A 12,627-nucleotide genomic window follows, 5' to 3' on the forward strand; every position below is an offset into this window, starting at 1 on the left:
TGGTCTCAGGGAAAAAGTTTTTATCTTTGGTATTTTAGGGCTTGCTCTTGGCTATTTCTGCCATCGGCTAGTCTTGCTTTACGATAGCCTACCTAATCAACCGCCCTTGGAACGCCTTGCCTATCTCTTAGGCGAAGGACAGAATCAGGTCTTAAATCCCTTGTGGAATGGTCATTTTACTGGTAGATCAGTTTTAGGCTTTTGCTTTGGGCTTGTGACGATGGGCCTAGTCTATCTTTACGTCTCAACTGGTCAAAAGGTTTACCGAGAAGGGGCTGAATATGGCTCTGCTCGCTTTGGGAATAGTCGTGAGCGTAAAGCCTTTCTCAGTAAGAATCCTTTTAATGACACCATTTTGTCGCGTAATGTTAGGCTAACCCTGTTAGAAAAGAAAGCCCCACAGTTTGACCGAAACAAGAACCTTGTGGTCATTGGTGGGTCTGGTAGCGGGAAGACCTTTCGGTTTGTCAAACCCAATCTGATTCAGCTTAACTGTTCCAATATTGTCGTTGACCCTAAAGACCATTTGGCTGAAAAGACAGGGAAGCTCTTTTTAGAAAATGGCTATCAGGTCAAGGTCTTAGACCTCGTAAACATGACCAACTCAGATGGTTTTAACCCTTTTCGTTATGTGGAAACGGAGAATGATTTGAACCGTATGCTTACGGTCTATTTCAATAATACCAAAGGCAATGGCAGTCGCAGTGATCCCTTTTGGGATGAGGCTTCCATGACCTTAGTCCGTGCTATTTCCTCTTACTTGGTGGATTTTTACAATCCTCCAGGCAGTACCAAAGAAGAAGCAGACAGTCGCCGTAAGCGTGGGCGTTACCCCTCTTTTTCTGAAATTGGAAAACTCATCAAGCTCTTATCCAAAGGAGAAAATCAAGATAAGAGTGTCTTAGAAGTGATGTTTGAGACCTATGCCAAGACATATGGGACAGAAAACTTCACCATGCGTAACTGGGCAGACTTCCAAAACTACAAGGATAAGACCTTGGATTCAGTAATTGCCGTCACAACAGCTAAGTTTTCCCTCTTTAATATCCAATCCGTCATTGATTTAACCAAACGTGACACCTTGGACTTAAAAACATGGGGAACGCAGAAAACTATGGTCTATCTCGTTATTCCAGATAATGACACCACCTTTCGCTTTCTTTCAGCCCTCTTTTTCTCCACCGTCTTTTCAACTTTAACGAGACAAGCTGATGTGGACTTCAAGGGACAATTGCCTATCCACGTGAGAAGTTATTTAGATGAATTTGCCAATGTCGGCGAAATTCCAGACTTTGCGGAACAAACCTCAACGGTTCGCTCACGAAACATGAGTCTCGTACCCATTCTTCAAAACATTGCCCAACTTCAAGGTCTTTATAAGGAGAAGGAGGCTTGGAAAACCATTCTAGGAAACTGTGATAGCTTGCTTTATCTTGGAGGCAATGATGAAGAGACCTTCAAGTTCATGAGTGGTCTCTTAGGCAAACAAACCATTGATGTGAGAAGTACCAGTCGGTCGTATGGCCAAACAGGGTCTGGGTCAACGTCTCATCAGAAAATCGCAAGGAATCTCATGACCCCTGATGAAGTCGGAAACATGAAACGTGATGAGTGCTTGGTGAGAATTGCAGGGGTTCCAGTCTTTAAGGAAAAGAAGTATTTTCCTTTGAAACATAAGAACTGGCAATACTTAGCGGATAAGGAGTCAGATGAACGTTGGTGGCATTACCACATTGACCCCCTCAAAACAGAGGAAGTTCCGTTTGAACCCTCAGACCACAAGGTTAGGGATTTAAGCCAAGAAACCACACTACACTAATAGAAAAGAGTAATCGTATGAACCAAAAATTAATAGGCTTTGTTTATGGCGTGGACGCTAGTTCCATGTTTGCCCAAGCCATGGCGCTCTTACAAAAAGGAATGGTTGCGACAGGCACCTTTCTTGTCGTCATGGGCATTATTAACCTATCAACCAATATCAAAGATGGTGGACCTGGTGTCCGAAATGCCATCTTAGAAATTGTGGGTGGTGTTATGGTAGGTGCCGCTGGTGCCTTTATCACTCAAATTACCATTTAGGAGGGCTAAGTATGACATGAACAACACATTACCTTCAGCTTTTGTCTTTCTAGCGTCAGAGAAAATTTCGAGCGATAGCCTTTTTGAAGGTTTTAACGTGGACTTGGAATCGACGGCCAACTTGGTCAAATCCCTTGCGGATTATAACCCAACCGTGTGGTCTTATATGTCAGCTGTCACAAAAGGAGTGATGCAGCCCTTGGGAGTGGCTATCTTAGCAGTCGTTTTAGTCCTTGAGTTTTCTAAGATGGCTAAGAAAATTGCCAATTCAGGTGGTGCCATGACCTTTGAAGCTATTGCCCCAATGATTGTCTCTTATATCATGGTAGCTGTGGTCATTACCAACACCACCGTTATTGTAGAAGCCATCTTAGCCGTTGCTTCTCACATCATTGAAGGCGTAGCTGGTGTCGTTTCTCATGGGGGAACGACTTATGAGACCATTTCAGGACTTAAAGGGTCAGGAATTATTGGAAAACTGATTGTTGGCTTTTTTGCCATTCTGATATGGTTGGTGCGATTAGTGAGTGTGATGGTGGTGAATCTCCTCATTACCATTCGCTTTATCCAACTCTATCTCATGATTCCTTTTGCACCTTTAACGATTCCGACTTTCCTTAGTGATGACTGGCGAAGCGTTGGGATTGGCTACCTGAAAAATATCATGGTCTATGCCCTTCAAGGGGTCTTGATTTTCTTAATCATCTCCCTTGTTCCCCTCTTTGAATCAGCTGGGAAATTAGCACTCTCAAATGGTGCGGGAGTGATGGAGACGCTAGCGACTGCCTTTGGTGGTTTAGTCCAGGCTATTTTATTGATCATTGCCTTGGTGGGCAGTCAACGGACTGCCAGAAGTATCCTAGGCATGTAAGGAGGATTGGGAAGGACGTTCCTCCCAATCTTTTTTGATACTCATATTAGATTGGAGTCTTATGAATACACGTGTTTTTAAGGACATCACAAAAGTCCAACATAGGGCTTGGCTAGGCTTTACTACACGACAAGTTATCTTTGTCTTACCAGCCATTGCCATTACTATCCTGATTTTAGGGTTAAACCTCTTTTATTGGCAATTTGGGGATTGGTTTGTCTACGGACTTATCTTTACCTTTACTATTCCCCTCATGTTATTTGGGGTTTATCGTCCTAATGACTTACCTTTTGAAACGTATCTTAATTATAGATGGCATTATGAAATGACCATACCAGACCGTACACTAACTGGACAGAAAGGAATACAACGTGAAAAAAACAAATCGCTCAATGAAACCAAAGACCTCTTCTAAACACAAGAAGACACGTAAACCAAAAGAAGAAGTGCTGCCAACAACTGTTAATACGCTTCTTTACCAAGGCCTTTTTCCTAATGGTCTCATGCAAGTCACCCCAGATTATTTTTCCCAGTCCTATCTTTTAGGGATGTCAATTACCAAACGGTGGGACTTGAAGATAAGGGAGCGATTATGGAAACCTATTCAGACTTGATTAACAGTTTGGATGACAAGACCAATTTCCAACTCACTATTTTTAACCAAAGGGTCAACTTGGATAAGTTTAGAAAAAGTGTCTTGTATCCTTTTCATGAGGATGGGTATGATACCTATCGTGAAGAACTCAATCGTATCATGGAGAATAACCTTGAAGCTGGAGAAAATAACTTTTCAGCGGTTAAATTCATCTCTTTTGGGAAGTCAGACCAAAATCCGAAACTCGCTTATCGCTCCCTGTCTCAGATTGGGGAATATTTTAAGAGTGGTTTTTCGGAAATAGATGCGAACTTTACTCTCCTCAGTGGAGAAAGCCGTGTGAACCACTTGGCTGATATGTTGCGAGGGGAAAATCATTTGCCCTTTACTTATCAAGATCTGGTGCGTTCAGGACAAACAACTAAGCACTTTATTGCCCCAACCAGTCTGTCCTTTAAGCACAAAAATCATATTGAAATGGATGATAGACTGCTTCAGATTGTCTATGTTCGTGACTATGGGATGGAGTTGGGAGATAAGTTCTTACGAGAACTCATGCAGTCGGACTTGGAAGTGATGATTAGTCTTCATGCCAAAGGAGCAGCCAAGTCAGAAGCCATGACCAAGCTCCGCACCAAGAAGACTTTGATGGAATCGCAAAAAATCGGGGAACAACAAAAGATGGCACGATCCGGCGTTTATCTTGAAAAGGTTAGTCAGGTCCTAGAAAGTAACATCGATGAAGCCGATGAGCTGATTAAAACCATGACGCAAACAGGCGACAAGCTCTTTGACACCCTTTTTTTGATTGGGGTCTTTGCGGATAACGAAGACCAATTGAAGCACTCCCTTGATATTATCAAACAAGTGGCAGGTTCTAATGACCTTGTGATTGATAATCTGACCTATATGCAAGAAGCTGCCTTTAATAGCTTATTGCCATTTGGCAAGAACTACCTTGAGGGTGTGTCTCGGTCTCTTTTGACCTCAAACATTGCCGTTAATTCCCCCTGGACCTCTGTTGACCTACAAGATAAGGGAGGGAAATTCTATGGGATAAACCAGATTTCAAGTAACATTATTACTATTGACCGTGGGAAACTCAATACCCCATCAGGCTTGATTCTAGGGACATCAGGTGCTGGTAAAGGGATGGCGACTAAGCATGAAATCATCTCAACCAAGTTAAAAGAAGCAGAGAGTAATACCGAAATCATCATTGTAGACCCTGAAAATGAGTACAGTATCATTGGTCAAGCCTTTGGTGGGGAGAGCATTGATATTGCGCCTGACTCTACTACTTTCTTAAATGTTTTAGACTTATCCGATGACAATATGGATGAAGACCCTATTAAGGTCAAATCGGAATTTCTATTGTCTTGGATTGGGAAACTCTTAGACCGGAAAATGGACGGTCGAGAAAAGTCCCTAATTGACCGTGTGACACGGTTAACCTATAAGCATTTTGACACACCATCTCTCGTGGAATGGGTCTTTGTTCTCTCTAAACAGCCTGAACAAGAAGCCAAGGACTTAGCCCTTGATATGGAACTTTATGTGGAAGGCTCACTCGATATTTTCTCACACCGTACTAATATTAAAACGGATAGCCATTTCCTCATTTACAATGTTAAAAAGTTAGGAGATGAGTTGAAGCAGATTGCCCTCATGGTCATCTTTGACCAGATTTGGAATCGTGTGGTTAAAAACCAAAAACTTGGCAAGAAGACCTGGATTTACTTTGATGAAATGCAGCTTCTGTTGTTGGATAAGTACGCTTCTGATTTCTTCTTCAAATTATGGAGCCGTGTCCGTAAGTATGGAGCCATTCCAACAGGCATTACTCAAAACGTAGAAACTTTATTGCTTGATGCCAACGGCAGACGCATTATCGCTAATAGCGAGTTCATGATACTTCTAAAACAAGCTAAAAATGACCGAGAAGAATTGGTTCATCTCTTGGGCCTATCTAAAGAACTTGAGAAATATTTGGTTAACCCAGAAAAGGGAGCTGGATTGATTAAGGCAGGCTCAACGGTTGTTCCCTTTAGAAATAAAATCCCACTTCAAACCCAACTCTTTGACATCATGAGTACCGATCCAGAAAAGATGAGGGCTGAACAATGACAAGAGAACAACAGAAGGTCAAGGAGGCCCGTAAAACCTTTCAGAGTAGTTTAAAGGCCAGCCGTATCCATTACCGTAGGGAGAAGAAGGGGCTGAAACGCTCTTTTCCGAAACGACGCTTTATCATGCGTCGAGCTGAGAAAGCTGAAACAAGGGAACAACGTCAGGCTCTGAAGCAAACCTATCAGGAGGAAAAAGACCTAGCGACAGATACCTTTAAGGAAGCGATTGCCTATGTGTCTCCCAGATGGCTAAAAAGTAAGGAAATTAAGAAGTATCGGCTTCCTCAAGCCAGACAGCGCCTAGCAGTAGCGAGAAAACACTTGGCAGAGGTCAAGATGGCCGAAAAAGAGGAGGCTGTTACCTCTAAGGTTACCGATCAGAAAAAGCCAACAGTATCAAAAACATCACGGTTTCAGTTTCAAAAAGAAAAACCTCTTGAACGCCTTCAGGCAGAAAAAGAGGTCAAATCAGCTAAGCGTGACGTGAAACAACTGAAAAAAGCACATCAGTTTAAGAACCCCTCGACCAAGGTCAAACGAGGGTTACGCTATGTCGCCTCAGAATCACTGGATTTAGTCGCTCAAGATGATGACTTGGAGGGAATTAGAACCCTAAAAGAGTCTGTGATTAAAGGAAGACGCTATGGGAGATTTACTTATCAGTCAGGAAAACTCCTTGTCAAAAGTGGGCAGACAGGTCTTCGGTTTACTAAGACAAAAGCCGCTCATAGTAAGGAGCGGTATCAGAACTTTAAAAAGGGGAAAGGGTTCACCCGTCAGAAGCCCTTAAAGCCCAAAAGGAGATACCACACCTTTCTCAAGCAAGCCAGAAGGCACAGTGTGTCAGGAATCAGAGGGTGTATTCAAGCGATTAAGAATAGCCTGACCTTCTTTTCATCGATTGCCCTTAATCCTATGACTTGGGTCGTGTCAGGCCTTTTGTTTTTCTTGCTTTTGATGATGAGTTTTGTGATAGGAGTTTCAGGAACCACTCTCATTCAACAGGATGAGAGTGAACTGACAAAAGCCTATACGCACATGACGTGGGAAGATGCGGAAAACACCCGAACCAACCCCACTGGCATTACCTACTACACCAAGATTGATGACGTCATGGGCTTTATGAATCTCAAGTATCAAGATTATGCTTTAGAAGAAGTCATGGAAGAAGGGGATAAAACCTATCAAGCCTATTTGAGTCAGCTTTGGCAGGACTTAAACGGTGGGGATTCTTTAAAGTCCATGCTTGAGTTAAGTAAGGAACCTGCCTACAAACTCTCTGATGACGATAGAGAAGACTTAAAGGAATTAAGTGAGGAAGGCACCTACCTTGCCCTCCAAGAATTGGATAATCCATTTCAGGGACAGACTGAAGACGATGCGCTAACCATGACGGTCCGATATGGCTATGATGTGATTGATGACCAGCCAACGCTTCATCATCATATCATTCTAGAAGCCAAAGAGAATCAAGTGATTGTGGCTCCCATGGATGGTAAGGTTTCCCTAGAGGGAGAGAACATTATCATTACGTCAGGTAAGGGACTAAACAAGTCTCAATTGACCTTGTTTAATATCCATACTGGTCGAGTGACAGACGGTCAGAAAGTCCAAGCAGGGGAAGTGATTGGTCAAACCAAGGATGGTGCTGGTCTTAAAGTGACCTATCAAAAGGTTGACGATGATTCAGAGAAACTGGTTTACGTCAATCCAGCCTTTTACTTTCCTAAAGTCATTCAACTCCAAACGACTATTCTCCCTACCATTGGACAATTTGGAGGCGATGAGTTTGCGAGAGCCAAAGCTATCTATGAGTATTTGAAAAGCCAAGGAGCGACTAATCAAGCCATTGCGGCAATTTTAGGAAACTGGTCAGTAGAATCATCAATCAATCCTAAACGAGCTGAAGGGGACTACTTATCGCCTCCTGTTGGGGCAAGTGCCAGTTCTTGGGACGATGAGGGCTGGTTGTCTCTTAATGGTCCAGCTATCTATAATGGCAGGTACCCCAATATTTTAAGACGTGGCTTAGGCTTGGGGCAGTGGACAGATACAGCAGACGGGTCACGCAGACATACCTTATTATTAGATTATGCCAACCGAAAAAAGCAGAAGTGGTATGACTTAGGCTTACAACTGGATTTTATGCTCCATGGGGACAATCCTTACTATACCAACTGGTTAAAAGACTTTTTCAAAAACTCAGGAAGCCCAGCCAGTCTTGCCCAAGTCTTTCTCATTTATTGGGAGGGAAATAGTGGCGACAAGCTTCTAGAGCGACAGACCAGAGCTACCGAGTGGTATTACCAAATTGAGAAAGGCTTTAGCCAACCAAATGGTGGAACTGCTCAAAGTGATCCAAAAGCGCTGGAAGTGGTTCGAGGAGACCTTTATGACAACTCCATTCCAGGTGGAGGTGACGGTATGGGTTATGCCTATGGGCAATGTACTTGGGGAGTGGCCGCCCGTATCAATCAATTGGGCTTGAAACTCAAAGGACGAAATGGTGAGAAAATCCCAATCATTAGTACCATGGGGAATGGTCAAGATTGGGTGGCAACAGCAGCACGCCTTGGTGGTGAAACAGGCAAGCTACCAAAAGCAGGAGCGATTATTTCCTTTGCGGGAGGAGGTCATGGATCGCCAACAGAATACGGTCATGTCGCCTTTGTCGAGAAGGTTTACCCTGATGGTTCTTTCCTCATCTCAGAGACCAATGTTAATGGTAATCCTAACTATACCTTCCGTAAATTATCAGGAGTCGATAGTACGATTAGCTTTGCCTATACGACGAAATAATATTAGAATACTTGTCTTCTTGTCCCAAATGTTGTATGATATTTGGGACAAAGTAATCATCTCATCTAAACTTTAAGCGTGAACGAGTTGACAAATAAGGAATTATCCCGTATAATAGTAGTAAATAAAGGTTATAAATTACTTGTGGGCTAGTGGATATGGTCTGCACCCGCCTGTGGGCTCCGCACTCAGTTCAAACTGTTTGTTGAGAAAAAGAATAGCAGGACCGCCTACCCTTGAGGAATAGATAGGGCATATCTAGCGTGAGGTGAAACTCAATACGTGGAAGAGAAGGAAGCACCTGCTTCCTTCTCTTTTTTAGGAGAAAAATAGAATGACATATACTTTGGAATGGCTCGAGACCTTTGATGGAGAAATTGATATTCTCAATGTCGATATGTCCTGTCTAGCCAATACTATTGAGAAATATGTTTCTCAGTACAAATACGTTTATCAGACAAATATGGAGGACTATCCCGAAATTGTTCTTTCTGTCCCAAATTCCTCTATTCCCCATTTATTAGGATTATCAAGAAATCATCATGTTAATTTACCAACTAATAACGCAGGGAGTATTTTTGAAGGATTAAAGGATGATTGGACATTGGAGCGTCTAAATAAGGCTGATAATGGTTGGTTTAACGAAAATAAATTCAAAATCGTTGGAACATTATTACTTTATCAAATGTTACATGTGATGGAATGTAAATTCTACACAACGGATGGTATTTTGAATAGAAAAGTTGGCAAACGATTTAGAAGAGATAATATTTATTTTGTGGTCTTCAAATTAAGTAATGGTATTAGTTATACAGTTGAATTATCGCGTGAACAAGGGAACCAATACTTTCCAAGAAGTCTTAAAATCAACGACACCTTAATTACAAATTGTAGAGAAATAGAGTTGAAACTTGTTGATAAGAAACGCTTTAAGACTGCTAAAGCTAGAAAGGTTAATTGGCCGTCTTAATGGAAATATTGATATGATAATCATTGGGTCATCCACTTTTTGAGGGTGGCTTTTTTTCTTTGTCCTTCTTTGATGTGATACCAAAATCAAGTCGTCTTTACGACGAAATAGAAAATGATATGCTAACAAACCATTAGGTTGTTAGCATATTGTTTCATTTGTGATTGATTTTTCTAAATAATATGCTAACATTTTAGTGAAATGTTAGCATATTATTTAGGAGGTGGTAATGTGGATTTGTTAGAGAAACCTGTCTATAATTACATAAAAAAAAATCATGGAGTTATAACTTTTCGTGATATAGAAGAGCTTAACTTTTCTTACCAACAATTGAATCAATTGGTCTCAAAAGGTAAAGTGGAATCAATTGAAAGAGGGATTTATCATCTGCCTGATACCTATATTGATGATTTCTTTAGTTTACAGTATCGTTTTCCAAAAGGAATTTATTCCTTAGACACAGCACTTTGGTTACATGGCCTTTCCCTTACTGTTCCATTTGAACCTGTAATGACTTTTCCTTTTGGGACGAACACGAGGCTAATGAAAGAAGCTGGTGTTAAGCCGATTGTTGCTAGAAATCATCATGAAATCGGTATTATAAAACTAGAGCGACAGGCTGGACAGTTTATCTCAGTATATGATATGGAACGAACTTTGGTAGAGTGTTTGAGAACAGCTTATCATGTTGATGTTCAAGTCGTTGCTCCAGCGTTTCAAGCTTACTTTAAAAAAGGAGCTGTGAATTATGCCAAGTTGTACCACTATGCACAATTATTTAAAGTCACTGAAAAGCTACAATCTTATGTGGAGGTCTTGTCGTGAAATTTTCAAATGCCAATAGTTTCAAAGCGAAAATTAAGAATATCGCAAGAGAAAAAGGGATACCTGCTCAACAAGTTCAGCAGAACTATTTGATTGAAAAAATCTTAAAACTCATCTCTGAAAGTCGGTATAAAGATTCTTTCATTGTGAAAGGTGGATTCCTTATCGGACAGATGATTGGCTTAGATAAACGAACAACTATGGATTTAGATGTTACTTTGAAAGGTCAACCTCTTAGCGAGGAAAATATTCAAACAATCTTCAAAGAAATTGTAAGTCAACCTTCCGAAGGTTTTCAATTTGAAGTTGATATGTTAGAGTCAATTCGACAAGATGATGAATATGGGGGCTTTACCCTCAAACTCAAGGCGACATTCGATACCCTACGTGAAGTTGTCTTTATTGATATAACAACAGGTGATCGGATAACGCCACGAGAAATTACTTATCAATTGCAGTCTGTTTTTTCAGAGAATAAACTAGAAGTTTGGACTTATAATTTAGAAACTGTTCTTGCTGAAAAATTGGAAACTATTATTCGTCGAGGAGCTGCTTCAACTAGACCTCGTGACCGCTATGACCTCTTCACATTATATCACCTTCGAAAAGATGAGATTGATATCCCGATATTGAAAACTGCTCTAAACAATACTGCTAAGAAAAGAGAAAGCTTAGATGTTTTGACAAATTGGGAAAGTCAACTAGAGGAAATCCGTAGTTCTGACTATCAGAATCAGCTTTGGTCTCGCTATCAAAAATCATTTAGATATGCCAGTGAAATTAGTTTTGAGGAATCAGTGGAAGTGGTGGCAATTATTTTAAATCAATTAAAGGGGGAGTAGTGTATGCTGACAGGAACTTTGCAGATGATGGGTTATGAATTTTTCTTTACGTTCGCTGAAGAAAGATTATCCTTGATTCCCAAAGAAGGGGAAAAAGATGAGATTAGGCATTCTTGGTTCTATACTAAATTAGGAACAGGAATCTTTTCTTGGCCAGGGAAGCCTAAATTCGTAGAAGAAAACTTTCTTTATGGACGGACAAATGAAACAAATCGAGTTATTACATTTCTAACAAATAAACACACGCAACTTCAGGAAAATAACGGTATCATTACAGTGCCGATTTTGGCCTATTTTTTTAGTTATTCTGACAGACCTAGGATTAGTCGAATATCATTTAGCGGGCTAGAGCTAAACTATATTCATCCAATTAATCGTACTTTTGAAATTTCGTATAAACCTGAAGAACACGATGGGAAAATAAATATTAGTACCTATGATTTTGACTCAACAACGACAGAAGAACAGAAGTTTAATGTTTTTGGAAAAGAAGTTCAAGTTTATTTCGGCGTCACTAGAACAACAAGTTTATCTATCGAAAAGCCACCTCTAGCGTTATCATCGTCAATGGTTTTTCATTTTGAAGAAACTCAAGATTATTCTTTTGTACGAGAGTTATATCGTATCGCAAAGGAGTTTATCCAATTTCTTTGTAATCGAAGAAATGTTAATTTTACTGATATTCGGTTGTCAAATAATCAAGGAAAGGTTGGGGAATTCAATGTGATTGAAGAAAGTATTGAGATTGAGATGAAGCCATTGAAAGATGGAAGATATATTCAACAAAAATATATTGCTGGTTATGAGGGAAAGATATTAGATGACATAGCTGAAAATAATCTATATCTTAGACATCTAGGTAAGAGTTTTAGGGATAGTCGGATAATTGATGCTGCTAGTTTTGTATTAAGAACCGCTGCATTTGAATGGGAGTTTAGTAGACTATTTTCAGAAGATGAATGGAAAAGCGAGCAACGAAAAAAACTGGAAGAAGAAGCTAGTAAAGAATTAGAGCGTTTGATTGAAAATTCAACAGGTAAGCTGAAAAAATTTACAAAGATTTGAAAAAATCAGTTGTATCCTATTTATCTCTTTCTCAAAAGATTGGTCAAATATTTGAAGAATACGGTGCATCTTTATTGGATTTATTTGGACAATCCATATATAAATTAAACAATATTTCTTATGATCACTCTGAAATTGCAGAGCGAATAGGCAAACAAAGAAATAATTTTGCTCATGGAAATTTAGATAAGGAATTTATAAATGAGTCTTTGCTAGATGTGGTGTTCCTTGAACAAATTGTCCTAGCTATGCAACTACAATATTTTGGAATAGATGAAATAGAAACCCAAAAAATTATAAATGAAGTATTTCACCATAATTTGGCATTATAGAGTGGTTCTGGGAGGGTCTGATGCGTCAGTCCTCTCCTTTTTTATAGGGATTTTCAGAAGTTATCGGTAGTGCTACTGATAGCTTTTTTCTTTGTCCTTCTTCGATGTGATACCAAAATC

Annotated in this window: 8 protein-coding genes and 2 pseudogenes; all 10 read left to right on the forward strand. The window is 40.2% G+C overall.

The features are described 5' to 3' along the window. Window positions 1–22: 22 nt before the first annotated feature. The 10 genes and pseudogenes from AB1F57_RS01905 (at window position 23) to AB1F57_RS01950 (ending at window position 12,507) form a co-directional block, all read left to right on the forward strand. Window positions 23–1,819, forward strand: a complete 1,797-nt coding sequence (locus AB1F57_RS01905) for a VirD4-like conjugal transfer protein, CD1115 family (protein WP_367986324.1) — start codon at window positions 23–25, stop codon at window positions 1,817–1,819. A 17-nt stretch (window positions 1,820–1,836) separates the two neighbouring features. Next, the gene (locus AB1F57_RS01910; RefSeq protein ID WP_174852705.1) at window positions 1,837–2,079 is read left to right on the forward strand and encodes a hypothetical protein; all 243 of its coding nucleotides are present in this window, start codon (window positions 1,837–1,839) and stop codon (window positions 2,077–2,079) included. Between the two features lie 16 nt (window positions 2,080–2,095). Next, window positions 2,096–2,950, forward strand: coding sequence for a type IV secretion system protein (locus tag AB1F57_RS01915; protein WP_174852706.1), 855 nt, complete (start codon window positions 2,096–2,098; stop codon window positions 2,948–2,950). 61 nt (window positions 2,951–3,011) lie between these two features. Continuing rightward, the gene (locus AB1F57_RS01920; protein ID WP_001097593.1) at window positions 3,012–3,365 is read left to right on the forward strand and encodes a PrgI family protein; all 354 of its coding nucleotides are present in this window, start codon (window positions 3,012–3,014) and stop codon (window positions 3,363–3,365) included. Next, a pseudogene (locus AB1F57_RS01925) lies at window positions 3,322–5,672 on the forward strand (VirB4-like conjugal transfer ATPase, CD1110 family). The gene AB1F57_RS01920 and the pseudogene AB1F57_RS01925 overlap by 44 nt, the downstream one beginning before the upstream one ends. After that, on the forward strand, window positions 5,669–8,473 hold the full coding sequence (locus AB1F57_RS01930) for a phage tail tip lysozyme (protein WP_367986004.1): 2,805 nt from the start codon (window positions 5,669–5,671) through the stop codon (window positions 8,471–8,473). The pseudogene AB1F57_RS01925 and the gene AB1F57_RS01930 overlap by 4 nt, the downstream one beginning before the upstream one ends. A 334-nt stretch (window positions 8,474–8,807) precedes the next feature. Beyond that, window positions 8,808–9,443, forward strand: a complete 636-nt coding sequence (locus AB1F57_RS01935) for a hypothetical protein (RefSeq protein WP_170242182.1) — start codon at window positions 8,808–8,810, stop codon at window positions 9,441–9,443. Between the two features lie 231 nt (window positions 9,444–9,674). Continuing rightward, window positions 9,675–10,268: a type IV toxin-antitoxin system AbiEi family antitoxin domain-containing protein gene (locus tag AB1F57_RS01940; RefSeq protein WP_014294884.1), complete on the forward strand. Its 594-nt coding sequence runs from the start codon at window positions 9,675–9,677 to the stop codon at window positions 10,266–10,268. After that, the gene (locus tag AB1F57_RS01945) at window positions 10,265–11,110 is read left to right on the forward strand and encodes a nucleotidyl transferase AbiEii/AbiGii toxin family protein (RefSeq protein ID WP_367986005.1); all 846 of its coding nucleotides are present in this window, start codon (window positions 10,265–10,267) and stop codon (window positions 11,108–11,110) included. Before AB1F57_RS01940 ends, AB1F57_RS01945 begins: the two co-directional genes overlap by 4 nt. Before the next feature lie 3 nt (window positions 11,111–11,113). Beyond that, window positions 11,114–12,507 (forward strand): annotated as a pseudogene (locus AB1F57_RS01950) (HEPN domain-containing protein). Window positions 12,508–12,627 lie beyond the last annotated feature (120 nt).

Origin of the sequence: Streptococcus nasisuis (assembly GCF_040836615.1) — a bacterium.
In the GTDB taxonomy this organism is placed as follows: domain Bacteria; phylum Bacillota; class Bacilli; order Lactobacillales; family Streptococcaceae; genus Streptococcus; species Streptococcus suis_V.

What these genes read in the sequence shown, in the direction of transcription:
- AB1F57_RS01910 (WP_174852705.1), top strand. Translation starts at nt 1,837, where the DNA reads ATGAACCAAAAATTAATAGGCTTTGTTTATGGCGTGGACGCTAGTTCC.
- AB1F57_RS01915 (WP_174852706.1), top strand. Translation starts at nt 2,096, where the DNA reads ATGAACAACACATTACCTTCAGCTTTTGTCTTTCTAGCGTCAGAGAAA.
- AB1F57_RS01920 (WP_001097593.1), top strand. Translation starts at nt 3,012, where the DNA reads ATGAATACACGTGTTTTTAAGGACATCACAAAAGTCCAACATAGGGCT.
- AB1F57_RS01930 (WP_367986004.1), top strand. Translation starts at nt 5,669, where the DNA reads ATGACAAGAGAACAACAGAAGGTCAAGGAGGCCCGTAAAACCTTTCAG.
- AB1F57_RS01935 (WP_170242182.1), top strand. Translation starts at nt 8,808, where the DNA reads ATGACATATACTTTGGAATGGCTCGAGACCTTTGATGGAGAAATTGAT.